Here is a 24,774-nt window from a genome sequence, read left to right as displayed (position 1 = left end):
CGCGCCTGACGCCGGCGCCGCTCGATGCCGGCTGCCACACGGTGTCGACCGGAGGAGGACAAACCGGGACCTCTCCCTACATACGGCTACAGGGGAATGACGATTGTGCCCACGAACCTCTCCCGGAGGGCGACAAATGTAGAACTCGTTATAACTTCGCCGACGGCTCCAGGGAGAGCAGCGGAAGGGCGTTGGGACGGACGCTGCGGCAGACGCCGTCGCTCGCCCTGGCCGCGGCCACCCGCTCGGCGTCCGGCACGCCGTAACCGGTCAGGCGCTGCCGGACCGGCCGCCCGGTGGGCGCGACCATCGCCTCGATCTCGCTGATCGTCTTGAAGGAGCCGTTCTCGGAACCGGCCATCCTGCTGATCGTCTCCTCCATCAGCGTGCCGCCGAGGTCGTTGACCCCGCCCAGCAGCACCTCGCGGCAGAGCCCGTCCTGGAGCTTCACCCACGAGCACTGGATGTTGGCGATCGCGCCGTGCAGCAGGACGCGCGCCAGCGCGTGCACGGCCCGGTTCTCCCGCGCCGTCGGCCCGGGACGGGCGATCCCCGCCAGGTAGATGGGCGCGCTGTGGTGCACGAACGGCAGCAGCACGAACTCGGAGAACCCGCCGGTCTCCTCCTGGATGCGGCGGATCAGCCGGATGTGCGCCACCCAGTGCGCGTGGTTGTCGACGTGGCCGTACATCATCGTGGAGGTCGTCGGCAGGCCGACCCGGTGCGCGGTGGAGATGACCTCGACCCATTCCCTGGTGGGAAGCTTGCCCTTGGTCAGCACCCAGCGGACGTCGTCGTCGAGGATCTCCGCCGCGGTGCCCGGGAGCGAGTCGACGCCCGCCTCCCTCGCGGCGACCAGCCAGTCCTCGATGGACAGGTTGGTGCGGCTGGCGCCGTTGATGACCTCCATCGGCGAGAACGCGTGGACGTGCATCTCCGGCACCCTGGCCTTGACCGCCCTGGCGATGTCGAAGTACGCGGTACCGGGCATGTCGGGGTGGATGCCGCCCTGCATGCACACCTCGGTCGCCCCGGCCTGCCACCCCTCCCAGGCGCGGTCGGCGACCTGCTCCAGCGAGAGGGTGTAGGCGTCGGCGTCGGTACGGCGCTGCGCGAAGGCGCAGAAGCGGCAGCCGGTGTAGCAGACGTTGGTGAAGTTGATGTTCCGGTTCACCACGTAGGTGACCTCGTCGCCGGCCGCCTCCCGGCGCAGGCCGTCGGCGATCCGGCAGAGCTCGTCCAGCGCGGCGTCGTCGGCGCCCACCCCGTTCTGGTCTCCGGCGAGGTCCAGGAGGACGAGCGCCTGGGCGTCGCTCAGCCCCGCCGGGTCGCTCTCGGCCTGCCTCAGGGCCTCCCGCACGTCGCCCCGCACGATCGAGGAGGCGGCGGGCAGGCGCTCCCTGAGCGCCTCCCAGTCGCCGTACACGTTGTCGAAGTCGTCGCGGCGGTCGGCGCTGCGTCCCTCGGTGTCGACGGCCGTGTGCAGATCGACGCGGCCCACGGAGACGAAACCGCCGTCCGGCTCCTGCCAGGGGCGGCCGGTCAGGACCGCGTCCTCGCGGGCGAGCCCGGTCTCCGGGTCCGCCAGGGCGGCCACGTGCGCGTTGAGCCTCGGGTCGAGCCAGGGCTCCCCCGCCAGCACGAACTCGGGGTAGATGGTCAGCCGCTCGCGCAGCGCGAACCCGGCGGCGGCCGTACGGGCGGCGAGGTCGTCGATCTGCGGCCAGGGGCGCTCGGGGTTGACGTGGTCGGGTGTGAGCGGCGAAACGCCGCCCCAGTCGTCGATGCCCGCCCTGATCATCAGCTCGTACTCGGAGTCGACCAGGTTCGGCGGGGCCTGCACCCTCATCTTCGGCCCCAGCACCAGCCGGGTCACCGCGATGGCGGCGGCCAGCTCCTGTAGGTCGGCGTCCGGCATGCCGCGCATCGCGGTGTCCGGCTTGGCGCGGAAGTTCTGGACGATGATCTCCTGGATGCCGCCGTACTCGCGCGCCACCCTGCGCAGCGCGAACAGCGACTCGGCGCGGTCCTCGACCGTCTCCCCGATGCCGATGAGGATGCCGCTGGTGAACGGCACGTTCGTCCGCCCGGCGTCCTCCAGCACGCGCAGCCGCACCGCGGGGTCCTTGTCGGGCGAGCCGTGGTGCGCCTGCCCCTTCTCCTCGAAGAGCCGCCGCGAGGTCGTCTCCAGCATCATGCCCATGGAGGGCGCGACCGGTTTGAGCCGCTGCAGGTCCTGCCAGGTCATGACACCCGGGTTCAGGTGCGGCAGCAACCCGGTCTCCTCGAGCACCCGCACGGCCATCGCGCGGACGTAGGACAGCGTGTCGTCGTAGCCGTGCGCGTCCAGCCACTCGCGGGCCTGGTGCCAGCGGTCCTCCGGCCGGTCGCCCAGGGTGAACAACGCCTCCTTGCACCCCATCGCCGCGCCCTGCCTGGCGATCTCCAGCACCTCGTCGGGGCTCAGGAACATGCTTTCCAGCTTGTGCGGGGCGGTGGCGAACGTGCAGTATCCGCAGCGGTCGCGGCAGAGCCGCGTCAGAGGGATGAAGACCTTGCGGCTGTAGGTGATGATCCCCTGCCGCCCGACCGCCTCCAGGCCCGCGTCCCTGACCCTCCCGGCATGGTCGAGGAGGGTCTCCAGATGTTCGTCTCGTGCGTGCAGCAGAATTGTGGTTTCGGCGAGATCGAGAGCTTTGCCGTCGCGGGCCCTGGCCAAAGCCCGGCGCATCGCGTTGTCGGTGGGATTAGCGCTCATGACCGCACAGTACGGCGCGACACGAACGTGTGGGGCGGCGGGTGCCCGCTCACGAAGCCCGTAACTCGCACCGGACATGCCGTGCCCGGTCGCGCCCTCGCCCCTCTCATGCCCTTCCGGATACCGAACACCCGGTCACGGCCCCGCCCCTCCCACACGCCTGACGCCCGCCGGCGTCCCCGCCCCTCCCGGTGCCGAACGCCCGGTCCCGGTCCTCCCGCGGAGACCTCCCGCACCGGGCGGCGGTTGCCGGACCGGGGCCCGACACTTCAGATCTTCTAAAGCATACGGTCAAGCAAGTCTCGATAGACGTAAATGCTTGCAGATGCATAAATTAGAGAAGTCACCCGGAACCCCCGCATCCGCGGGAAACCCACCCGGAACCCCCGAGGACCTCCCTCGGACCTCACCCGGCAGGAGCCGAAAATGATCTGGTTTCTCCTCGTCCTCGCCGCCGTCGCCGTCCTCGCCCCGCTGATCGGAGCCGACACGCGCGACAGCCTCGACTGGCATGGCGACGACCCCTCCCCCGACGAGGGCGTGCTCAGAACGACCGGTAGTCGCGCACGGGCATTCTCGGCCCGCGAGCGGGTGGCCGCACACCGCCCAACCCCAGCAGCCGGCTGACCCGGTGCCGGTGCCCCCGGTAGGGAGCGAGCAGCCGCAACATCCGCGCGTCGTCCGCCCGCTCACCGCTGAGCGACCAGCCGACCAGCGACGGCAGGTGGAAGTCGCCCACCGAGACGGCGTCCGCGTCGCCGTGCGAGCGCTGGCGCACCTCGGCGGACGTCCACACCCCGATCCCGGGCAGCGCCCTCAGCAGCCGATCCGCGTCGGCGCTGCCCCCGGCCGCCTCCAGCTTCCCCGCGTGCCGGGCGGCGTTCGCGATCGTACGGGCCCGCACCGCCTCCGCCCCCGCGCGGTGCCAGTCCCACGACGGGATCGACCGCCACACCTCGGGCTCGGGAAAGACCCGCATCCCCTCGGGCGCGGGCCCCGGCGCGGGCTCGCCGTAGCGGCCCAGCAGCCACCGCCACGCCCGCCACGCCTCGGTGGACACCACCTTCTGCTCCAGCACGGCCGGGACCAGGGCCTCCAGCACCCTCGACGTCCTGCCGATCCTGAGCCCCGGATAGCGTCTCGCCGCGTTCCGCAGCACCGTCGGCCAATCGTGTCCGGGAACGAACCCCGACACGTCGTCACCGTCGCCCAGCAGCGCGGGAAGCGTCTCCAGCATCCACTCCGCCCCCGGCCCCCACGCGGCGGCCGTCACCCTGCTCCCCACCAGGCCGCCCGCCCCGCCGCCCGCCCCGCCACCCACCAGGGCCACGCGTAGCGTCCCCGGCCCGTCGGGCGTGCGCGAGGTCCGCCAGACGGCCCCGCCTGGCGCCGTCCTCAGGGTGGGGTCGCCGGTCCCGCGCCGGTGCGGGTCGAGCGCCAGCGCCAGGTCGACCTGCCACGGCGGGCACCACTCACGTTCCCTCACGAAGGTCCCCGCCACGCGCCCCGGGCGGTCAGATGTCGCTGGAGAAGCGGATCGCGAACTCGGGAAGCACCACGCCCGGCCAGACCCGGCTGCCCGCGAGCAGCTCGTTCCCCGAACCGACCACGGCGCCGTCGCCGAGGACCACGTCCCTCAGGATCGCCCCGGAGTTGACACGCGCGCCGATGCCGACCACCGAGTCGACCACGACCGCGCCCGAGTGCACGACGCAGTCGTCTCCGAGGACGCTGCCGCTGATCTGCGCTCCCGACTCCACGATCGCGCGGGCGCCGATCACGGAACCGCCGGAGACCTTGGCCTCCGGCGAGATCATGGCGCCGGGCAGGGCGAGGAAGTCGCCGGTGGGACCCGGCAGGGCGGGCGAGGCGAGACGGCCGAGGACCAGGTCGCGGGAGCCCTTCACGAAGGCCGCGGGCGTGCCCACGTCGAGCCAGTAGGACGCGTCGGCGTAGCCGAGCACCAGGGCGCCGTCCTCGATCAGGCCGGGGAAGGTCTCGCGCTCGACCGAGACGACCTCGCCCGCGGGGATCGTGTCGATCACCGAGCGGGTGAAGACGTAACATCCGGCGTTGATCCGGTTGGTGACCGGGTTGGGGGTCTTCTCCAGGAAGGCGGTCACCCGCCCCTCCTCGTCGGTCGGCACGCAGCCGAAGCGCGAGGGGTCCTCCACCTCGGTCAGGTGCAGGGTGACGGCGGCGCCCCTGGCGACGTGCGTCGCGACCTGCTCGCCGATGTCGTGACCGGAGAGGATGTCGCCGTTGAGCACCAGCACCGGATCATCGGGGCCGCAGGTCAGCGCCTCGGCGGCGTTGCGGATGGCCCCGCCGGTGCCGAGCGGGATCTCCTCCGTCATGTATTCGAGCGCGAGACCGAACGCCTCACCGTCCCCGAACGCCTCGGAGAACATCTCCGCCCGGTAGGAGGTGGCGAACACGATGCGCCGCACGCCGAAGGCCCTGGCCCTGGCGAGCTGGTGGGCGAGGAAGGGAACCCCGGCCGTGGGCAGCAGGGGTTTCGGGGTGCCGAGTGTCATCGGACGCAGGCGCGTCCCTCGTCCACCGACAAGGAGAATCGCCTCTAGATCGGGCAAGGGGGTCTCCATCATTCCGCGAGGTTAGCTCACTACTCGGCCGCACGCTGGTAGGAGAGCAGGTGCGCCTCGGCCGAGGCGTCCCAGGTGAACTCCTTGGCGCGGGCGATCCCGGCCACGGACAGCACCCCCCTGCGCTCGGGCGACGAGAGCAGCGTGCGCAGCGCCTCGGCGATGCTCTCGGCGTCCGGTTCGGTGTAGGCGACCGCGTCGCCGCCCACCTCGGGCAGCGAGGTGCGGTGGGTGGTGAGCACCGGCGCGCCGCAGGCCATCGCCTCCAGCACCGGCAGCCCGAAGCCCTCGCCCCGCGACGGGAAGGCCGCGACCACCGCCCCGCCGAGGAAACCGCACAGGTCGGCGAACGACAGGAAGCCGGGACGCAGCACCCGCACGGTCGAGGGGACCTCCTCCACCGCGGCGTCCACCTCGACGTCGCGGATGCCCCCGGCGAGCACCAGGGCGGGCGGGTCCGGGATGTTCTCGACGGCCCGCACGAAGCCGCGGATCAGGTTTGGCACGTTCTTACGCGGCTCCAGCGGGCCCAGGAAGGCCACGTACGGGGTGCCGTGCAGGCCGAGCCGGTTGGAGGCGTGCGTGATCTCACGCTCGGACGGCGGGTGGAACAGCGCCGGGTCGACACCGTGGTAGGCGACGTCGATGCGGGTCGGGTCCGCCGAGAGGATCCTGATCAGCTCGTCCCTGGTCGCCTTGGAGGGCACGATCACCCGGGCGGCGTGCCGGACCGCCGTACGGGTCGCGGCGCGGAAGAACGCCGCCTTGACCGCGTCGTGCTGCAGGGGCTCGGTGAAGCAGGTGAGGTCGTGCACGGTCGCCACGGTGGGCAGACCCGGGCTCAGCGGTATCGAGTAGTAGGGGGCGTGGATGACCTGGGCGCCGACCTGCCGGGCCAGGAACGGGAGACCTGTCTGTTCCCACGTCAGGCGTGCGGCCCGGTTGGTGATCCCGTGAGGCCCCGGCACGATCCGTGCGGAGGGCGCTAGTCCGGCGTATCGGGCGGCATCGGCGCGCTGGCAGACGACCGCGAGGTCAGCGCCCGCCCTGTCCAGTGCGGCGACGAGTCCATCGACGTACCTGATCAGCGCACCGCGATCGGCCGGAACCGCGGCCGCGTCGACGAGCACTCTCGGCGTCAAGAAGGATCGCTCCCCTCATGATCCACATCGGGACGACCGTCCCCTTCCTCTGTTTACTCTATTGCCAGACTCTCCGGAATCGTGGGGGAAATCACACTGCTTTTCCCGAAGCGTGGTCCTTCCGGGAACCCTCGGCGCGGCGCGCGGCCAGACCGGCGAGACCCGCGCAGAGGAGATCGCCGAGAATGATCACGATCCGGGAGCAGAGCGCCGCCGCGATGGCCGATCCCTGGTCCAGGACCGGCGCCAGGACGGCCACCATCGCCACCTCACGCACCCCCGCTCCCGCCGGGACGACGAACGTCATGATCCCCAGGCACCACGACAGCGCGAACGCACCGATCGAGAACAGGACCGCCGAGAAGCCGGAGGACCCGAGGTCGTGGACGATCATCGCCAGGTGCAGCCCGTACGCGATCCAGCCGAGCAGCGCCCAGCCCAGCGCGGTGAGCATGCCCCGGCGGGTGAGCGGGCGCTCCAGCGGCTCGCGCCTCAGCTTCCGCAGCCCGAACCCGAGGACCGCGTTGACCACCCTCGGCTCGAAGGCCACCGCGAGCACCGGGATCAGCAGGAACACCCACGCGTACGGCGCCACCGACCCCGGCAGCGCCGCCAGCAGGGTCACCCCCGAGACCACCAGCCCGCTGCCGAGCTGCACCGGCAGCGTCAGGAAGAACGCCGCCGCGCTCCGCGACCGGGGCACCCCCAGCTCCCGGCCCATCTCCATCTGGGCGATCACCGGCCACAGCGAGCCCGGGATGTACTTGCCCAGCTGGCCCACGAAGAAGACCCTCGCCCCCGCGCGCAGGGGCAGCGGCGAGCCCAGGTCGGCCAGCAGCGCCCGCCACGTCATCATCCCGCCGCACAGCGCGGCGAGCACCGCGACCAGCGACAGCGCGAGCGACGTCCACGACAGCCGGGCGAACCCCGCGCGGATCTCGGCCCACTGGCCCACCACCACCCACGCGCCGAACCCGAGCGCGACGAGCAGGAAGCCGACGCGGGCCAGCCGCCTCAGGGTGAACGCCCCGGATCCGGCACGCGCGCTCACGGGAGACCCGCCGGGGTCGTACCGGCTCCGGCGGTCAGGGCGCGACCGGGTGAAGCCTCACAGGAGGCTCGTGGAGAGCTCACAGAGGGCGTACCGGCTCCGGTGATCACGGCTGCGGGAAGGCTCACAGGGGACGTACCGGCTCTGGCGGCCGGGGCAGGGAGGGCCCGGCCGGGCGACGGTCGCCCCTGGTCGCCACCCACAGGTAGGTGGGCACCACCGGCAGCAGGGCCCGCAGCACCGGGCGGGGCAGCCTCGACAGCACCCCGCCCGCCACCCGTCCCACCACGCCGGGGAAGAGCTCGTTCCCGGCGAACGCGGCCGGGGTGGCGAGCACGGGGAAGGTGTAGTCCCAAACCCGCAGGCCGCGCACCATCCTCCGCAGGCCGCGGCGGGTGCGGTAGCGCTCGTAGTAGCTGTCGGCCCGGCCGGAGAGCCGCACGTAGCGGTCGGCCAGCGCGGGCGGCAGGTAGGACAGGAACGGCAGCTTGTAGTGCGGCTCCATCACCCCGAGCCGGTTGCCCAGCCCCAGATAGAGGACGCCGTCGTCGGACAGCACCCGGCGCATCTCGGCCATGATCGCGTCCGGGTCGACCACGTGCTCGTAGATGTGGTTGAAGACCAGCACGTCGACCGAGCCGTCGGAAAAGGGCAGCGCGGTGCCGTCGGCGCACACGAACTCGACCCGCTCGCCGAACCTCTGGGACGCCTTGCGCAGGCCCGGCACGTCGATGTCGACGCCGAACGTGCGGCTCGCGCCCGCCGCGGCCAGCTCGTCGGCGATGAAGCCCGCCGAGCAGCCGATGTCGGCGACCGTCAGACCGGCGAGGACGTCCTTGTCCCTGCCGAGGAAGTGCCCGAGCACCGCGACGATCTTCGCGGCCTTCCTGCGGCGCTTCTCCTCGTCCAGCATCGCCGCCTGGAACTCGGAGTACTCAAGCTGCGCGACCCGCTCGGCGCTCATCACTCGCTCACCGCTCCTCTTCTTCCCCTTCGCGCGGCGCCGGGACCTGCTTCTCCGGAGGCGCGTCCTTCGTACGGCGCCTTCCGCGGGATGCTCTCCGGATGGCGCCCGAGGCGCTCCACCACGCCGCCCAAGAGTACCGGTGACCCGCGGCCCTACCGTCGGGTAATGGGCCGTCGTACCCTTGGCGGATGCTCAGCCGACTGCGGTCAAGCCGCCTCCTCCGGGTGCTGCTCGCGCTGGTCGCGGTGGGTTTCCTCGGGTACGGCCTGGTCAGGAACCATGAGGAGACGGCGGCCGCGATCTCCCAGCTGTCGTGGTGGTCGCTCGGCGGGTCCTACCTCTCGGTAATGGCCGGGATCGGCGTCATGGTGCTGGCCTGGCGGGCGGTGCTGGCCGGGATGGGCTCGCCGCTCCCCCTCGGGAGCACCGCGAGGGTGTTCTTCGTCGGCCAGCTCGGCAAGTACGTGCCGGGCAGCGTCTGGGCGTACGCCGCGATGATCGAGCTCGGCCGCGACCACGACGTCCCGCCCCGGCGCATGTTCGGCTCCGTCTCCCTCGCCCTGCTGATCTCCCTGGGCTGCGCCCTCCTCGTCGCGGCGGTCACCCTGCGCGAGACCATGACCCAGGCCTGGTACCTGCTGGCGCTGATCCCCGTCATCGCCGTCTGCCTGCATCCGGCGGTGCTCACCTTCGGGCTCAACCTGGCCCTGCGGATCGCCCGCCAGGAGCCCCTCGGCCAGGGCCGGCTGCTCGGCGGCAGGGCCGTGCTCCTCGCGGTCGCCCTGACGGTCACCGGCTGGCTGCTGTACGGCCCCCACCTGCTGCTCCCCATGGCCGACCTGGGCGCCTCGGGCGCCTCCCTCTATCCGGTGGCGGTCGGCGCCTACGCGCTGGCCTGGGCGACGGGCATCATCACGGTGATCGTCCCCGCCGGGATCGGCGTCCGCGAGGGGGCGCTGGTGCTCGCGCTGGCACCGGTGCTCGACTCCCCCCGGGCGCTGGTGGCCGCGGTGGTGTCCAGGGTGATGTTCACCCTGGCCGACCTGAGCTGGGCCGGGATCGGCTTCCTCTGGGGACGCCTCTCCGGCCCCGCGGGTCAGCGCGAGGAGTCCGGGGAGCCGGAGACCAGCGTCTCGACGTAGGAGGTCCAGTACGGCTCGGGGTCGACGGCCTTGACCCCGGCGCGCAGCCGCTCGGGCTCGCCCGGCCGGTAGAACGCGGCCAGCGCGTCGCGCAGCCCCTCCACCGAACCGGGCTCGACCAGCAGGCCGTCCACCCCGTCGGTGACGTGGTCGCCGAGCGTGCCCGCCCGGCTGGCGACGACCGGCACCCCGTGCTCGTGGCCGAGCCACACCTGCTGGCTGGCCGTCCCGCTCCGGTAGGGCAGGACCAGCGCGTCCACGTCCGCGAACAGCCCCGGCACGTCGGCCGAGGCCACGTACCCCGGCCGCAGCTCCACCCGCCCGTCCAGGCCCAGCTCGGCGACGAGCGCCCTGGTCGTCTCCTCCAGGCCGCCCCAGAACTCCCCGGCGACCCGCAGCGACACGCCTTCGGGCAGCGCGCGGATCAGCAGGTCCAGCCCCTTGTACGGCCTGACGAGGCCGAAGAACAGCAGCCTGTCGTGCACACCCTCCGCCGGACCGTGCCCGCTGTGCCCGTCGCGCCCCCCGCGCCCGGCGGTCCCCGACGGGAGGTGCGGCGCCATCTCGGCCACCCGCACGGGCGCGGCGGCCAGGCCGCGGGCCTTCTCCGCCTGGCCCTCGGAGTGGACGAGCACCGCGTCCACCCGGCGCAGCAGCGCCTTCATCAGCGGCATGTCGTACGGCTTGCGCTCGTGCGGCAGGACGTTGTGGCAGAGCGCCACGACCCGGGTCCGGCGGCGCAGGCCGTACAGGACGCCCAGGTAGGGCGGAACCTGCACCGGACTGAGGACGGTGAGGACGACCAGGTCGGCGCTCCTGAGCCGCCGCCCGGCGCGGACCCAGCCATCCGGGCGGCGCCAGTCGAGGTCGCGCAGGACGTGCGGGAACGGCTCGCCGTCGGGCGTGTCGGCGGTCTGCTTCCCCGGATACAGGAAGGAGGGGTACTGCGCCCGCCACGACTCGATCACCACGTCGTGCCCGGCGGCCCGCAGCCGGTGGGCGAGCTCGGTGGTGTGCGCGGCCCCGCCGCCCTTGTAGGGATACGTCGGCCCGACGAGGGCGATCCGCATCTACTCGCTCCTGGAGCGCACGATGAGGTCGGCCAACAACGCGAGCGAGCCGATGAGCAGGCCGGACAGGAAGATCACGATGGTGTTGCTAGCCAGGTAGAACGGCGTCTTGACGTTGTCGTAGACGCCCTTGCCCACACCGATGCAGATCAGCCAGATGGCGGGGGGCATGAGGACCTTGAGCGGGTTGAAGTACATGATCATCCGCAGCACCTGGAGAATGTAGCGGTAGGCGTCGGAGACGAAACTGAACTTGGACTTGCCCGCCCGCTTGCTGTAGCCGATCGGCAGGTAGTAGACGTCGTGCTGGTTCGACAGGAACGACAGCGTGATCGTCGTGACGCAGGAGAAGCCGGGCGGCAGCAGCCTCAGATAGGGCTTCGCGACCGACTTGCGAAACGCCCGCAGCCCGCTGTTGAGGTCGGGGATCTTCTGCCCGGCCAGCCGCTCGGCCACCTTGCGGATGAACCACTTGGCCGGGACCCGCAGAAACTTGTGCGAGCCCTCCTCGCTGGTCCGCGCGCCCACGACCTGGTCGATCGCCGGGTCCTTCTCCAGGATCTGGATGAGCTCGGGGATGCGCTCGTTCGGGTACGTCATGTCGGCGTCGGTCCACACGACGATCTCGCCGCGGGCCTCCTGCGTGCCGATCCTGCGCACCGTGCCGGAGCCGCCGTTGCGGTGGAAGGCCCTGATCCGCATGTTCGGGAACCTGGGCGCGGCCTCCTGCAGCCTGGCCAGGGTCTCGTCGGTGGAGAAGTCATCGACGGCCACGAGCTCGTAGGTGTATCCGCTGCGGTCCATGGCCTCGCAGATGCGCTCGACCTCGGCGATGACGTGGTCCTGCTCGTTGTAACACGGCAGGACGATGGTCACGTACGGCATTGCGTCCACAGCTGATCCACTCTCGGGCTCTCGGGCATGCTCTCGACGGGCGAGGATACTCTGCCCCGCAGGCCACCGAGCGCACATCACGTTCTCAGGACAGCTTCCCCGAGCATTCACTGGCGACCCCCGGCCAGAAACACCCTTCGTCCAGGCGCCCGGCCGATCCGACGCCCGCCATTCCCTTGACGGCGTCGAGAACCTCCGGAACGGCCCCCGGATCCGCGAGCTTGACGTAGTAGCTCTCGGGGAGGGGGGACCTGTCGGACTTCATTCCCCACGCGTACGCGAACACCCGGCGGGCGTGGGCGACGTCCTCGAAGTAGACGCTCTCGCTCTCCCTGAGGGCGAGGAGCCTGTCTCCGACGGCCTTCCGCTCCTTGACCGTGGCGGGCCCCCGCCCCTTGCAGGCGAAGATCGTCCCCTTGCGTCCGCACAGCGGGACGAAGACGTCGGCCTTGTCCTTCCAGAAGAACTCTCCGAAGGTCATGACGTTGGAGACGCCACGCGTCCTGTCCATGGCGGATCGGAACGGCGCGATGTCGCGCCACCGATGGAGCCTGCCCCTGAACGACTCCGGCATGTCCTCCTGCTGTATGGCGGAGAGCAGGACCTCGTTGTCGGCGTTCTCCTCCGTGAAGTTCGCGTACGCCTCCTCCTGAGATTCGAACTCCACCTCCGTCACCCCGGGCATCGCCCGCAGCTTCGCCTCAAGCGCGCGTTTCTGCTTCGCCGTGATCGCCCGCTCGCGGCACCGCTTGAAGGCGTCCTGGTCACCGCAGATGAAAACGGTGAACGTGGCGCCCTGGGGCCAGTCGTCCGGCGGCGGGGACACCTTCTTGTTGCCGGGCCACGGCCCGCCGGGAGACGCGGCCCCCCAGGCGATGCCCTCCGCGAGAGGTGAGCCGAGGCTTCCCCCCGCCCCGAGCATCACGGCGGTGGCCACCACCCCGGCCAGCAGGCCACGACGGGCCATGACACCCCTGTCGCCCGGTGCGTTCATTCTGTCACCCACTGTAATAATTCAATGGTTAGATCGATATTCTGACAGAGACGACCGCTTTTTGATCATTGATGCTGAATATGGCAGGTCACGATGGACGCCCGGTCGCGCGATCCACGCTCCGGTCGCCGGAGGGTGACTCCTCGGCCCCGCCCCTCAGGTATCCGTGTGCCCTCGCGGGACGGTCATCCAGACGTCGGCGGCGAGGGACCAGGTGTTGTTGGGCGGGTCGACGAGGGAGCGGTCGTCCTGGCGGGTGCGGAGGTTCATGATGTGGACGGGGGTGCCGTATCCGGAGAGCTGGCGGGACTCGGCGGCGAGCAGGACCGGGGTGCGGCCCGCGGCGCGGACTCGGGCGGACAGGCGCCTGACGTCGGCGGCCCTGGGGACGTCGCCGCGGTAGACGGCGAGCCGGGCGGCGGGGAGGCCGCAGACGCCCCGGACGACCTGGGTGAAGCGGGCGGCGGTGACGCGCTCGACGACGAGCACCGAGGCGCGGGGCGGCAGGGCCGCGCACATGGTCTCGACCGCGGCGAGCTCGTCGCGGTCGACCGGGCTGAACGCCGTCCCCCCCGAGGTGATCACCGGGGGGACGAGGAAGAGGACCGCGCCGGCCGCGACGAGGCCCCGCCGCACGGCCGGGCCGTACCCCGACCTCCGCGCCCTGTCGCGCGCCCAGCGCAGGCCCCAGACGGCGAGCAGGATCAGGCCGGGGATGACGACGGGAACCAGCCGCCGGGCGGCCCACGGCTGGTCGGGGGTGATGCCGGGCCGGTACAGCGTGGTGACCGTGGTCCAGCCGATGACGGCCAGCGGCAGCAGCCAGCCGGGGGCCGTCCCCTTGACGAGCCTGCGCGCGAGCACGGCCGCGGCGATCGTGGCCATGATCGCCACGGGAAGCCCGACGTACCAGACCACCCAGTACGCCGAGTTCTCGTAGTAGAGCCGTGAGCCGTCGATCGGCAGGCGGTTGATCCGCTGGACCCCCTCGATGAACTGCGCGGTCACCCGGTCGTCCCGCGTGACGGGCGGCCGGACCACGGTCTCCAGCCACGGCCGGGCGGCGAAGGCCGCCGCGACCAGCACGACCAGGCCGGCGGCGATCTCGGGCAGCCTGGGGATCCCGGCCACCCGCCGCAGCGGGACCGCGAGCCGCGGGGCGAGCGCCGCCGCCACCACGGTGAGGACCACGACCGCGCCACAGATGGCCAGCAGCGGGATCACCGAGTCCGACAGGTACTTCAGGTACGGCCTGGACAGCAGGTAGGCGGCGGCCAGGCCCAGCCCGGTCCCCGCCGCCAGCCCGCCGAGCAGCGGCACGCCCAGTCGTCCCCCGTCCCGGTCCCCCGCCCGGCTCAGGGCGATGAGCAGCCCGGCGTAGACGAGCACCGGGAGCACGTCGCGCAGCCCGTCGATCCTGACCAGGACGGCCAGCCCGAACACCAGCCCCGCCAGGGCGGCCCCCGCCCGCGCGAGGCTCTCACCGGAACCGGAACCGGAACCGGAACCGGAACCGGAACCGGAGGGCGTGGGCGGCGGATGGCCGACGCCGATGACACGGAGGCGAAGCCTGGCCTCGGCGTCGTGCAGCAGGGCGAGACCGCCGAAGAGCAGGACCAGGGACGGGATCTCGCTGAAGGTCGTCCGCGAGGTGTAGAGGATCGGCAGGCAGACGGCGAAGACCAGCGCGGCGAGAGGTGCCCAACGAGCCCCGGCGAGCCGGGCGACGACCCCCGCGAGGACGAGCACGGCCGCCGCCCCCAGCACCGGCGGCACCAGCAGCAGCCCCGCGACGTCACCCAACCAGGCGCCCACCACGTGCAGCATCGGCACCCCCGGCATGAACTGCGGCACGACCGCGCCGCCGGAGGCGTAGAAGCCCACGCTGTCGAAGTGGAGCGCCGGGTCGGTGCCGCCGAAGGCCCACTCCTGGAAGGGGATCGGCAGCGCGCCGTGCCGGGCCAGCCAGACGCCGTACTGCGCGTAGGTGGCGGGGTCACGGCGGACGATCAGCTGCTCGCCGTGGAGCAGGCCGTTGAAGATCCCGGAGGCCAGGGCTACGGCGACCACCCCGGTGACCTGCCAGGCGGTCGCCTCGACGGTCTCCGGCAGGCGGCGCAGGCCGTACCGGCACAGCAGCGCGACGACCGCCAGCCCCAGCGGGACCGCGACGAGCGGCCGGAACCAGCCGAGCAGCAGCAGCGGCAGCCCGGCCAGCAGCCAGCCCGCCAGGACGAGCACGGGCACGACGGAGACCACGGCGAGCACCCTGCCCGCCGAGGGCCTGCGCGTACGGTCCAGCCAGCCGGTGGTCATGATGCGAACCGAGCGTAGTACCAACCGTTCGCTGGTTCTCAGTGGTTTTCTGTGAGGGCCAGCGAGCCGCCGCGTTGCCGGGGCAGCGTTCTCCCTGGCGGGAGTTCCCGTTTCGCCGGGGCGGGCCTGGCGCGAACGGCAGGGCTTATCGCTCCTCCACGGGCGTTTACCGTCTCCCCGCAACTCTGGGCGACGCCGGCCGCAAGAGCGGCCAGATTACGTGCGGCATTCAGGTCCCGGTCCAGGACCAGACCGCACTCGGTGCAGCTGTGGTCACGCTCGGACAGGGCGAGTTTGGCTTTCACCGCGCCACATCCCGAACACGTCTTACTGGAGGGAAACCAGCGGTCGGCGACCACGAGCCCGCCACCGCTCCACCCGGTCTTGTACGACAACTGCCGCCGCACCTCGGCCATCCCGACATCCGCGACCGCGCGGGCCAGGGAGCGGTTGGCGAGCATCCCGGAGACGTTCAGGTCCTCGATCACCACGGTGCCGTAGGTGGCCGCCAACCGGGTGGTGAGCTTGTGCAGGCCATCACGCCGCTGGTTGGCGACGCGGGCATGCGCCTTGCCCAGCGCCCCCTTGGTCTTGGCCCAGCGGGCCGAGGCCTGTCGCCTGCCGCCGTCCGGGGTGCGCGGGCCGACGCGGCGGGCGAGCTGCTTGTTCAGCCGGCGCAACCGCTTCAGCGCCGAGCGGTGATGCCGGGGGTTGGCGATGACCTCGCCGGTGGACAGCACCGCGAGGTCCTTCACCCCCAGATCGACGCCGACGACGGCGTCCGGCTTGGCCGGGGTGCGGTCGGTGCGGTCGGTGCGGTCGATCTCACAGGTGAACGCCACGAACCAGCGGCCCCCCTCACGGCGGACGGTGGCCGACAGGATGCGCCCGGTCCGGCGCTCCAGGTGGCGGGCCAGCTTGCGGGTCGACTCATGGGTGCGGATGGTGCCGAGCCGGGGCAGCGTCACCTGACGGCGGCCGGCCTCCACGCGGATGGTGCCGGTGGTGAACCGGCACGAGAGGAGGGCGCGGTGCTTGGATTTGAACCGGGGGAAACCGATCTTCTTGCCCGCCCGCGCGCCCTTGCGTGAGGCGGCCCAGTTCTTCACCGCCCGGGTGACGCCGTCCAGGCCGGTGTTGTAGGCCTCTTTGGAATTCTCCGCCCACCACGGGGCAGCGGTGTCCTTGGCGGCGTTCCAGGCGCGTCGCAGGGAGTACAGCGACCACGGCACCTCGGTCAGCACCTCATCGGCGATGCCGTAGGACTGTTCGGCCGCACGCTGGTTCATCGCGGCTTTGATACGGGCCAGGCCCCAGTTGAACGCGAACCGCGCCGCACCACAGTGCGAGGCCGGCAGACGCGCCTGCTCGGGGGTGGGGTCCAGGGCATAACGGTAGGCCTGGTGAACCCGCATCAACCCTCCCCATCACGGTAAGTCGCCGACCGTCAACGTACCGCGACAATCATGATCAATGACCACCTGGCCGACGAAAAGGCATGCGCCGCCCCGGCATCTCCTGGCACACCCTGGACAACCCGCCCGAACGCCCCGAAAGGTTCCCGCAGCCCATCAAGATCGGCCCCGCCTTACTCCGGTCCGCCGATCACCTCGACGCCTGGCACGCCGTTCACCCCGCCGGGTAGAAGAAGGACATCAAGGACCGACGAACGCTGATGAAAATCCGAGCAGTTCGTTCCCCCGGCCCGCACCGGGCACGCCTGGCCCGGAGGGGTACGGGCAGGCCAGGCGGGCACGCGGACGGACGGGGGCAGGAAGAGCATGAAGACAGGCGGGGGCGCGGAGCCGGGCGGGCATGGAAGCCGCGGGCCCGGGGCGCGGACACGGGAACCGGCGCGAACGCGGGGCCGGGTGGGAGCCGGTAGCGTACGCGCAGCGTGCGAGGAGGGGGACGAGTGATCGGGTGGGTGCGGCGGTATCGCGGTTCTCCGGGCGACCGCGAGTTTCCCGACCGCCGCGGGTTCCCGAGACACCGCCGGCTCCTGAACCACCGCTGGTTCCTGGCCGTGCTGGGCGCGGGGATCGCGCTGCGGGTGATCACCATGCTCGGCTACCGGCCCGCGCTCTGGTTCCCCGACTCCTACACGTACGTCGTCACCGCGCTGAAACCCCGGCCCGACCTGGTCCGTCCCGCCGGCTACTCGATGTTCATGCGACTGCTCGAACCGTTCCACGAGTTCGCCGTCGTCGCGCTGGCCCAGCACCTGCTCGGGCTGCTGGTCGGCGTACTGGTCTATCTCACCGCGCGGCGGCTGCGGGCGCCCGGCTGGGCCGCGACGCTCGCGTCCGTCCCCTCCCTCCTGGACGCCTACCAGATCGAGCTGGAGCACCTGCTGGTCTCCGACACCCTGTTCGCGGTCCTGGTCATGTCGGCTGCCTGCCTGGCCGTGCGCGTCTCCGTCGGATGGCGTACGGCGTGCGGGATCGGGCTGCTGCTCGCGGCGGCGACGCTGACCAGGACCGTCGGGCTGCCGCTGGTGGCGCTCTTCGCGGCCTGGCTGATCTTCAGGGAGCGGGGCCGGGTGTTCGCGGCGGGGGTGATGCTCGCCGCCGCGACGGTGCCCATCCTGGGGTACGGGGCCTGGTTCCACGCCACGTACCAGCGGATCGGCATCGTGGGCGCGAACGGCGTCTTCCTGTACGGCAAGACGATGACCTTCGCCGACTGCGGCGTGATGCGCCCGCCGCCGGACCTGGCGGTGCTCTGCGACCCCCGCCCGCCCGCTCAGCGGCCTCCCGCGCAGGAGTACGTCTGGGCGCAGGACTCCCCGCTGGTCAAGCTGCCCGGCATCACCTTCACCCGGACGAACGACGCGCTGGCCGGGCGGTTCGCGTCGCTCGCGATCCTGAGCCAGCCGCTGGACTATCTCGGCTCGGTCGCCTCGGAACTGGCCCGATCGTTCACCGTGGGCCGCCCGGTCTATCCGGATCAGGAGGTCTTCGACTACTACCAATTCCCCGCGACACCGCCCGCGCCACCGGGGCGCTATCCGGCGACGGTGGGCGCCGAGGCCGCGAAGCGCTACGAGCGGGGCCCGATCTCCACCCGGATCGTCGAACCGTACGCGGGCTGGATCCGTACCTATCAGGGAATCGCCGGACTGCCTGGCGCGGCGGTCCTGGTGATCCTGCTGCTACCGCCCGCGGCGGCGTGCGTCCGGCGCTTTCGCCCGGACTCCACGGCGTGGGCGCTGCCCTGGTCGGTGGCGGTGGTGCTGCTGGTGATGCCGCCGGCGGTGGCGGAGTTCGACTACCGGTACGTCCTGCCGGCCGTGCCGGCCGCCTGCCTGGCAGCGGCACTTGCCGTACGTAAACCTAATTTCAGTAACATTCCAACGAATGTCCGTATTTGAGTATGCTGGCCGCCGGATCATCATGGCGGTGTCAGGGGGCGGTCTTGGCCAAGTTCACATCATTACGACTCCCGGCGCGCACCTCGTGATCTACCCTTTGGGCTCGATGATCGAGCACGAGCACCGGACGACGCCGCCCCCGAGCGGGAGAATCGCATGAGCGACCACCGGCAGGCGGCTCTCAGAGACCGCCGGAGTGAACCCACCTCCCACGGCCGCCGGGGCGCGCGGCGCGCGGGAGGGGACGGCCCTCCTCCGGAGAGCCCGCCCGGAGACCTCCCGACGCAGCCGGGGGAGGCGACGCCGAGGGGTAAGAACCGCAAGCAGCGAAAGCTCACCGTCGGCGCCTGGGCCGGTATCGCGGCGACCGGCCTGCTGGTGCTCGGCACCCTCGGCGGCTACGGCGTCTACCGCAACACCTTCAGCAACATCAGCGGCCTCAAGATCGACGACAAGCTCGGCAACGACCGGCCGGCGGCCATCAAGGGCGCCCTCAACGTGCTGATCGTGGGCTCCGACACCCGCGAGGGCGACAACCTCAAGTACGGCCAGAAGATGGCCAACGCGGGCAAGCGCACCGACACGATCATCCTCATGCACATCGCCCCCGACCGCGACAAGGCGACCTTCGTCAGCTTCCCCCGCGACTCGGTGGTCAACATGCCCGCCTGCGAGTCCGAGACGGGCGTATCGGTGGCGCCCCGCACCGAGATGATCAACGCCGCCTACAACGAGGGCGGCATCACCTGCACGATCACCACGATCGAGGCGCTCACCGACATCCGCATCAACCACTTCGTCGAGGTCGACTTCACCGGTTTCAAGAGCATCGTGGACGCCCTCGACGGCGTCAGCGTCTGCCTGACCAAGCCTGTCGACGACAAGAAGGCCAAGCTCAAGCTTGAGGCCGGCCGACACGTCCTGAAGGGCGAGCAGGCCCTGGGCTACGTCCGGCTGCGCAACTACGGCGACGGCAGCGACATCGGCCGCATCGAACGCCAGCAGCGCTTCCTCAGCCAGGTGGTGAAGAAGGCCACCAGCAGCGAGCTGCTGACCGACCCCGCCAAGATGCTGAACTTCATCAACACCACCGCCAAGTCCGTCCGGATGGACGACGAACTGGCCAAGGACACCGGCACCCTGTTCCAGATCGGGCAGAGCGCCCAGAAGCTGACCGCGGGCGGCGTCAAGCTGATCACCGTCCCGTGGATCCCCGACCCCAACGACAAGAACCGGGTCGTCTGGAATCAGCCGTACGCGAACCAGTTGTTCGCCGCGATCAAGAACGACACCGAGGTCACCCTGCCCCCGGACCCCAAGGCCAAGCCGGCCGTCAAGCGCGAGCAGGTCAGGCTCCAGGTGTTCAACGGCACGGACACGCCGAACAGGGCCAAGGATGTCGCCGCCGAGCTAGCGGAGCAGGGCTTCGTGATCACCCACGTCGGCAACGCCCGCCCGGCGACCGGCAACGTGCCCACCACCACGATCCGCTACGCCAAGAAGGACACCGTCGACGGCGTCCCGTACGGCGACGCGGTGGCCGCCAGGCTCTCCGGCGCCAAGCGCACCCCGGTCGCGGGCAAGGTCAAACCGGTCACCGTCGAGAAGTACGTCCCGGCCGTGGCGCCCACGCCCACCCCGGGGGTCAAAGCACCGGCCGGTCCGGTCATCCAGCTGGTCATCGGCGCCGACTGGCCGGGCGTCCGAGCCCTCTCCGTAATCTCCAACGCCCTGACGGACAAGGTCGTCGACAGCAAGACCAACCCCTGCACCTGACACTCCCCGCACGGCGGCCCGGCCGGCCCGGTGAGACGACCGGTCCGGCCACCGGACCGAACCGGTCCGCCGTGCATCGGAGCGGCCGCCGTGACCGTGCGACGGAGCGGAACCGGACCACTGTGCCACCGGGCGGAACCGGATCTCCGTACGACGGGCACCGGACCACCGTGCGACCGGCCGCCGTGGCCGGACATGGCCGTGCGACCCGACAGAACCTGGCCGCACGGACGGAGAAGACGGCAGAGGAAACGGCGGAACCCGTCGAATCGGACAACGCGCCCGGGTGACGGGGAGCCCTCGCCCGGGGAGGCGACGGGAACCGGCCGTTCACGGACACGTGGACAGTCACGATTACCCGAGAACCGCCCGAATCAGAGTGCGCGTGTGCGACAGAGGGCGCACAGTCGGTTTAGGGTTGGTCAAGGCGGCGAGGCGAACGCCCGCCCGCGTCCCCGGCCCGTCCCCGGGCACCCCGCACGTCTGCCCGACTACTCCCCGGTCTCCGACAGATAGCTGAGCCTCCCCCTCGTGAGCGACATCCGATCCTTCCAGGTGCCGGCCCCCCAGGACGACGGCGGTTCCGACCCCGGCTCCGGCGGGTCCACCGGCGGGCAGGGCCGGAGGTCCGCCCCGTGGCCCGCGCCCGGCCGCGCGTCGGCGCCCGGCGGATCCCAGCCCTCGTGGCCGGAGCCGCCGGGTCCGGCCACCTCCGGCGGGACGTCCCGGCGCGACGCCGGGGACGCCCGCGAGGAGAGCCCCGGCGAGGTCACCGAGTGGGGGGCCTACCCGGCGTATCGCGAACCCCACCCGAGTGGGCCCCACTCCGGCGAGCCCCACCTCAGCGGCTCCCACCTCGGTGGACCCCACTCCAGCGGGTCCCACAGCTCTCACGACCCGCTCGACCTGTCCAAGCCCCTCACCCCCGAGCCGGTCCCCCAGGAGCCCTCGTGGAGCCGCGAGGAGCCCGCCTGGGCGCAGGACGGGCCGTCGTGGGCGCAGGAGTCGTGGGCACGGGAGTCGCCCTGGGCACAGGAGGGGTCCACCCCTCAGGTGCCGTCGTGGGCGGCGGAGGCCCCCACCCCTCCGCAGGGCGCCCCCCAGGCGCCGTCCCCCCGGCCCGACTGGGCCCCGCCGCCGACGCCGCCGCGCGTCCCCCCGCCGGGAGGAGCCGCACCCCCTCAGGCCCCCGGCCGGACACCCGCCCCTGGACAACCCCGGCCCCCCGAGGAGTCCGAGCTTCCCGGACGGCCCCGGCTCCCCGGAGAGCCCCAGGCTCCCGTGCGGTTCCCGGACACGGGCCGGCCGCCGTCCGCCCCGCGGCCCCGGCAGGAGCCGCGGCCCTCCGGTGAGCGCCCCTTCTCGTACTGGGAGAGGGAGAACACCAGCCGGGAGAGCGAGCCCTCGTTCTGGAACCAGGGCCCGCAGGCCGAGCAGGAGCTGCGGGCGGAGCGCGAGCGCGAGCCGGTCGCCGAGGAGGAGTCCCCGGCCCCTCCGGCCAAGAAGAAGCGCGAGCCGTACCTCGACAACGTGAAATTCGTCCTGATCGCCCTGGTGGTGACGGGCCACTCGCTGGTCCCCACCCTGAAGGCGCACTCGGCGGAGTCCGCGTACCTGTACATCTACATGTTCCACATGCCGGCGTTCGTGCTGATCAGCGGCTACCTGGGCCGCAACTTCTGGAACTCCAACGCGAAGATCAACAAGCTGGTCGACACCCTGCTGATCCCGTACGTGGTCGTGGAGATCGGTTACGCGCTGCTCCGCTACGGGCTTGGCCAGAAGTGGACGCTGACGATAATTGATCCGGCCTGGCTGAACTGGTATCTGCTGGCCCTGGTCCTCTGGCGGATCTCCACGCCCATCTGGACGCGAATGCGGCAGCCCCTGCTGGTCGCGGTGGTCATCTACATGGCCGCGGGCTTCTCGGAGATCTCCGGCGACTTCAGCATCGACCGCTTCTTCGGCCTGCTGCCGTTCTACGTGCTCGGCCTGCTGCTCAAGCCGGAGCACTTCGACCTGCTCAAGCCCCTCTGGGTCAAGATCACTTCAGCGGTCGTCCTCGTCGGCGCCGCCGTGGTGGCGGTCGTCGTCGCACCCCGCGTCCCGCTCGACCCGATCTACTTCCGCTACAGCTTCAAGGCCATGGACATGTCCTGGTGGCTGGGCTTCGGCGTGCGCGGCGCCGTGCTGGTCGCGGCGCTGGTCATGACGGTCGCGGTGCTCGCGCTGGTGCCCCGGGGCGAGACCTGGTTCTCCGACCTCGGCACCCGCACCCTGTACGCCTACCTGCTCCACGGCGTCGTGGTGGTCATCGCCAAGGACCAGGGCTGGCTGAGCTTCCCCTGGCTGTACGGCCCGCTGGGCGTGGCGGCGATCGCGTCCAGCTCGCTGGCCCTGGCCATCGTGCTGTGCCTGCCGGAGACCCGCAGGCTCTTCAAGTGGATGCTCGAACCCCGCCTGGTCTGGCTCTACCGCCGACCGTCCCCGCCCGCCGACACCGCTGCCGCTACCACCGCACCGGCCGACGCCGCACCCGCCGCCAAGGAGAGTTCAGCCTCAGTTACCCGGTAATTAACGCAACACATCCGGTGATGACGGAACGAACACTCAGCATCGGGATATGAGGGTATGCGTCGCGACAATCGCTCATCACCCAGAGGACGCCCGGATCATGCATCGGCAGATCCGGTCGCTCCTCGACGCCGGGCATGAGATCACCTACGTCGCCCCCTTCACCGACTGCAACGTCACCCCGGATCCCGGGATCCGCGCGATCGACGTGCCCCGGGCGACCGCCAACCGTCGCGGACGCGCCCTGAAGGCCGCGCGGGGGGCTCTCAGGCGCGGGGTGGAGGGCGCGGACCTGCTGGTCGTGCACGACATGGAACTCCTGTTCCGCCTGCCCAGGCAGCGTCCCGTCACCGTGTGGGATGTGCGCGGGGACATCGGGACCGGCTGGGGCGCGGCCACGCTGGGCACCGGCCACCTGCGCCGCGCCCTGCCCGCGCTGGTACGCCGGGCCGAGGCCCGCGCGGAGCACCGCCTGCACCTCATCCTGGCCGATGACTCCTACCGGGAGCGGTTCTCCGGACCCCACCCGGTCGTGCCCAACGCCGCCTACGTCCCCCCGCGCCCGCCCGCGCCGCCCGGCCGGAACCGGGTGGTCCACGTGGGCCACCTCTCCGAGGCCGGGGGCGTGGCCGAACTGGTCGAATCGGCCCGGCTGCTGCTCCCGCACGGGATCAGGCTCGACCTGATCGGCTCCACCGACATCCGGATCAGGCCGCTGCTGCGGGACGCGCAGCGGGAGGGCCTGCTCGACTGGTACGGCTACGTACCCAACCGGCACGCGCTGCGGATGGCCGAGGGGGCGATCGCCGGCCTGTCGCTTCCGCACGACGCGCCCGGCCCCCGGCCCGTACCCGCCAAGATCATCGACTACATGTCCCGGGGAGTCCCCGTGGTCACCACCCCCCTGCCCGCCGCCGCGTCCATGGTCGAGAGGACCGGGTGCGGTGTCGTCGTCCCCTTCCGGGACGCCGGGGCGGCGGTACGCGCGGTGCTGGCGCTGCGGGACGACCGGGAAGGGGCGGCCTCGATGGGGGTGCGCGGCCACGCCGAGGCCCTGGCCCACCACAACTGGCCGGACCACGCGGCCGCTTTCGTCGGGTGGCTGGAGGAATGGGCGGGCAAACCAGTGACGTCGGGCCGGGAGATTGGTGTACTGGAGGCATGGCACGCCATCTGATCCAGGGGCGCGAGATCACCATGCCGGTCCGCGTCCGCGACGTCATGGTCTGCAGCGCGTCCTACCTGGTCCGGGCGGACGCCGCGCGGGCCGTGATCGCCTACTCGCACCTGGACGTCGCCGAGGTGTTACCCCGCAAGGCCCTGTGCACGCTGGTGTTCGCCGACTACCGCGACGGTGACCTGGACCGCTACCACGAGTTCGGCGTCGCCTTCCTGGCCAGGCCGCCCGGCGCGGGCCACGTTCCCGGCGGGGGGCTGCGCGCGAACCTGTCCGAGCTGCACCGCACCGGCGCCGGGGCGTTCGTCCACTGGCTCCCGGTCGACCGGGGCTTCACCATGGAGGCGGGCCGCGCCATCTGGGGTTTCCCCAAGGAGCTCGCCGACATCGACCTGCGGATGTCCTCCCCCTACAAACGGTGCGTCCTGCGCAAGGACGGCCGCCTGGTGCTGGACCTGCTGATCAAACCCGGCGTCCCGGTGCCGGGCACCGGCATGATGACCGCCCTCGACGCCTACAGCCACCTGGACGGCGTCACCCGCCGCATCCCGTGGTCGATGTCCCCCCGGGGGATCCGCACGCGTCCCGGGGGCGCCCTCATCCGCCTGGGCAACCACCCGATCGCCAAGGAGCTGAGCGAGCTCGGCCTGCCCAAGCGCGCCCTGATGACGAGCACGATCTCCCACCTGGCCATGACCCTCGGCGAGGCCAAGGAACCCTAAACGAGAAGTTCCGAAGTAGCCGACGTGGCTGATGGTCGGCTGCGCCGGGTTGGCCGCTTGCGGCCCGCCCGTGGAGCGGATGCTTCGCCGGTGCGCCTGAAGCCCACCCCGGCCCGACCGGCCACGTCCCCCGGACATCGCAAAACCGGCCACCTAACAAGACGAGGGTGTCGAAGATCAGTTTGTGACAACCTGGACACCCTCTTGACCGC

17 protein-coding genes are annotated in these 24,774 nt (G+C 71.5%); 6 read left to right on the top strand and 11 right to left on the bottom strand.

The features are described 5' to 3' along the window. Nucleotides 1-148: 148 nt before the first annotated feature. The 6 genes from OG587_RS14345 to OG587_RS14320 all read right to left on the bottom strand — a co-directional run bounded on the left by OG587_RS14345 (nucleotide 149) and on the right by OG587_RS14320 (nucleotide 8,521). Entirely contained in the window at nucleotides 149-2,758 is a 2,610-nt protein-coding gene (locus OG587_RS14345) for a bifunctional FO biosynthesis protein CofGH (RefSeq protein WP_329090482.1), read from the bottom strand. 544 nt (nucleotides 2,759-3,302) lie between these two features. Next, nucleotides 3,303-4,244 carry a DNA-3-methyladenine glycosylase family protein gene (locus OG587_RS14340; RefSeq protein ID WP_329090480.1) on the bottom strand — a complete coding sequence of 314 codons (942 nt, stop codon included), beginning with the start codon at nucleotides 4,242-4,244 and terminating at the stop codon, nucleotides 3,303-3,305. 28 nt (nucleotides 4,245-4,272) lie between these two features. Further along, entirely contained in the window at nucleotides 4,273-5,364 is a 1,092-nt protein-coding gene (locus OG587_RS14335) for a sugar phosphate nucleotidyltransferase (RefSeq protein WP_443075619.1), read from the bottom strand. 20 nt (nucleotides 5,365-5,384) lie between these two features. Next, nucleotides 5,385-6,506, bottom strand: a complete 1,122-nt coding sequence (locus OG587_RS14330) for a glycosyltransferase family 4 protein (RefSeq protein ID WP_329090476.1) — start codon at nucleotides 6,504-6,506, stop codon at nucleotides 5,385-5,387. A 91-nt stretch (nucleotides 6,507-6,597) separates the two neighbouring features. After that, nucleotides 6,598-7,557, bottom strand: a complete 960-nt coding sequence (locus OG587_RS14325) for a lysylphosphatidylglycerol synthase transmembrane domain-containing protein (protein ID WP_329090474.1) — start codon at nucleotides 7,555-7,557, stop codon at nucleotides 6,598-6,600. 124 nt (nucleotides 7,558-7,681) lie between these two features. Further along, entirely contained in the window at nucleotides 7,682-8,521 is an 840-nt protein-coding gene (locus OG587_RS14320; protein WP_329090471.1) for a class I SAM-dependent methyltransferase, read from the bottom strand. A 191-nt stretch (nucleotides 8,522-8,712) separates the two neighbouring features. Between OG587_RS14320 and OG587_RS14315 the strand changes: the two genes are divergently transcribed. Continuing rightward, entirely contained in the window at nucleotides 8,713-9,666 is a 954-nt protein-coding gene (locus OG587_RS14315; protein ID WP_329090469.1) for a lysylphosphatidylglycerol synthase domain-containing protein, read from the top strand. On the opposite strand, the gene OG587_RS14310 is transcribed toward OG587_RS14315, so the two are convergent. The 5 genes from OG587_RS14310 to tnpB all read right to left on the bottom strand — a co-directional run bounded on the left by OG587_RS14310 (nucleotide 9,621) and on the right by tnpB (nucleotide 16,355). Further along, nucleotides 9,621-10,736 carry a glycosyltransferase family 4 protein gene (locus OG587_RS14310; protein ID WP_329090467.1) on the bottom strand — a complete coding sequence of 372 codons (1,116 nt, stop codon included), beginning with the start codon at nucleotides 10,734-10,736 and terminating at the stop codon, nucleotides 9,621-9,623. The two genes, OG587_RS14315 and OG587_RS14310, sit on opposite strands and share 46 nt — an antisense overlap. After that, entirely contained in the window at nucleotides 10,737-11,621 is an 885-nt protein-coding gene (locus tag OG587_RS14305; RefSeq protein ID WP_329093857.1) for a glycosyltransferase family 2 protein, read from the bottom strand. A gap of 94 nt (nucleotides 11,622-11,715) precedes the next feature. Continuing rightward, nucleotides 11,716-12,624: a permease-like cell division protein FtsX gene (locus OG587_RS14300; protein ID WP_329090465.1), complete on the bottom strand. Its 909-nt coding sequence runs from the start codon at nucleotides 12,622-12,624 to the stop codon at nucleotides 11,716-11,718. Nucleotides 12,625-12,780: 156 nt separating this feature from the next. Further along, the gene (locus OG587_RS14295; protein WP_329090463.1) at nucleotides 12,781-14,940 is read right to left on the bottom strand and encodes a hypothetical protein; all 2,160 of its coding nucleotides are present in this window, start codon (nucleotides 14,938-14,940) and stop codon (nucleotides 12,781-12,783) included. Between the two features lie 38 nt (nucleotides 14,941-14,978). Continuing rightward, nucleotides 14,979-16,355 (bottom strand): IS607 family element RNA-guided endonuclease TnpB, encoded by a 1,377-nt coding sequence (gene tnpB, locus OG587_RS14290; protein ID WP_329090461.1) that lies wholly within the window; start codon nucleotides 16,353-16,355, stop codon nucleotides 14,979-14,981. A gap of 500 nt (nucleotides 16,356-16,855) precedes the next feature. On the opposite strand from tnpB, the gene OG587_RS14285 reads away from it, so the two are divergent. The 5 genes from OG587_RS14285 to OG587_RS14265 all read left to right on the top strand — a co-directional run bounded on the left by OG587_RS14285 (nucleotide 16,856) and on the right by OG587_RS14265 (nucleotide 24,562). Further along, nucleotides 16,856-18,313: a hypothetical protein gene (locus OG587_RS14285; RefSeq protein WP_329090459.1), complete on the top strand. Its 1,458-nt coding sequence runs from the start codon at nucleotides 16,856-16,858 to the stop codon at nucleotides 18,311-18,313. Between the two features lie 156 nt (nucleotides 18,314-18,469). After that, a complete protein-coding gene (locus OG587_RS14280; protein WP_329090458.1) occupies nucleotides 18,470-20,089 on the top strand; it encodes an LCP family protein in 1,620 nt (539 codons plus the stop codon). Between the two features lie 531 nt (nucleotides 20,090-20,620). After that, the gene (locus tag OG587_RS14275; protein WP_329090456.1) at nucleotides 20,621-22,663 is read left to right on the top strand and encodes an acyltransferase family protein; all 2,043 of its coding nucleotides are present in this window, start codon (nucleotides 20,621-20,623) and stop codon (nucleotides 22,661-22,663) included. A gap of 100 nt (nucleotides 22,664-22,763) precedes the next feature. Then, nucleotides 22,764-23,840, top strand: a complete 1,077-nt coding sequence (locus OG587_RS14270) for a glycosyltransferase (protein ID WP_329090454.1) — start codon at nucleotides 22,764-22,766, stop codon at nucleotides 23,838-23,840. Then, nucleotides 23,825-24,562 carry an acetoacetate decarboxylase family protein gene (locus OG587_RS14265; protein ID WP_329090452.1) on the top strand — a complete coding sequence of 246 codons (738 nt, stop codon included), beginning with the start codon at nucleotides 23,825-23,827 and terminating at the stop codon, nucleotides 24,560-24,562. The genes OG587_RS14270 and OG587_RS14265 overlap by 16 nt, the downstream gene beginning before the upstream one ends. Nucleotides 24,563-24,774 lie beyond the last annotated feature (212 nt).

The sequence above is a fragment of the Streptosporangium sp. NBC_01469 genome (assembly GCF_036227305.1).
Taxonomy (GTDB): Bacteria; Actinomycetota; Actinomycetes; order Streptosporangiales; family Streptosporangiaceae; genus Streptosporangium.
This window is presented reverse-complemented; position numbering and strand designations above follow the sequence as displayed.

Coding starts and splice junctions, on each gene's coding strand:
- OG587_RS14280 (WP_329090458.1), top strand. CDS start 18,470: ATGAGCGACCACCGGCAGGCGGCTCTCAGAGACCGCCGGAGTGAACCC.
- tnpB (WP_329090461.1), bottom strand. CDS start 16,355: ATGCGGGTTCACCAGGCCTACCGTTATGCCCTGGACCCCACCCCCGAG.
- OG587_RS14315 (WP_329090469.1), top strand. CDS start 8,713: ATGCTCAGCCGACTGCGGTCAAGCCGCCTCCTCCGGGTGCTGCTCGCG.
- OG587_RS14335 (WP_443075619.1), bottom strand. CDS start 5,364: ATGGAGACCCCCTTGCCCGATCTAGAGGCGATTCTCCTTGTCGGTGGA.
- OG587_RS14270 (WP_329090454.1), top strand. CDS start 22,764: ATGCATCGGCAGATCCGGTCGCTCCTCGACGCCGGGCATGAGATCACC.
- OG587_RS14345 (WP_329090482.1), bottom strand. CDS start 2,758: ATGAGCGCTAATCCCACCGACAACGCGATGCGCCGGGCTTTGGCCAGG.
- OG587_RS14305 (WP_329093857.1), bottom strand. CDS start 11,621: ATGCCGTACGTGACCATCGTCCTGCCGTGTTACAACGAGCAGGACCAC.
- OG587_RS14310 (WP_329090467.1), bottom strand. CDS start 10,736: ATGCGGATCGCCCTCGTCGGGCCGACGTATCCCTACAAGGGCGGCGGG.
- OG587_RS14300 (WP_329090465.1), bottom strand. CDS start 12,624: ATGAACGCACCGGGCGACAGGGGTGTCATGGCCCGTCGTGGCCTGCTG.
- OG587_RS14295 (WP_329090463.1), bottom strand. CDS start 14,940: ATGACCACCGGCTGGCTGGACCGTACGCGCAGGCCCTCGGCGGGCAGG.
- OG587_RS14320 (WP_329090471.1), bottom strand. CDS start 8,521: ATGAGCGCCGAGCGGGTCGCGCAGCTTGAGTACTCCGAGTTCCAGGCG.
- OG587_RS14265 (WP_329090452.1), top strand. CDS start 23,825: ATGGCACGCCATCTGATCCAGGGGCGCGAGATCACCATGCCGGTCCGC.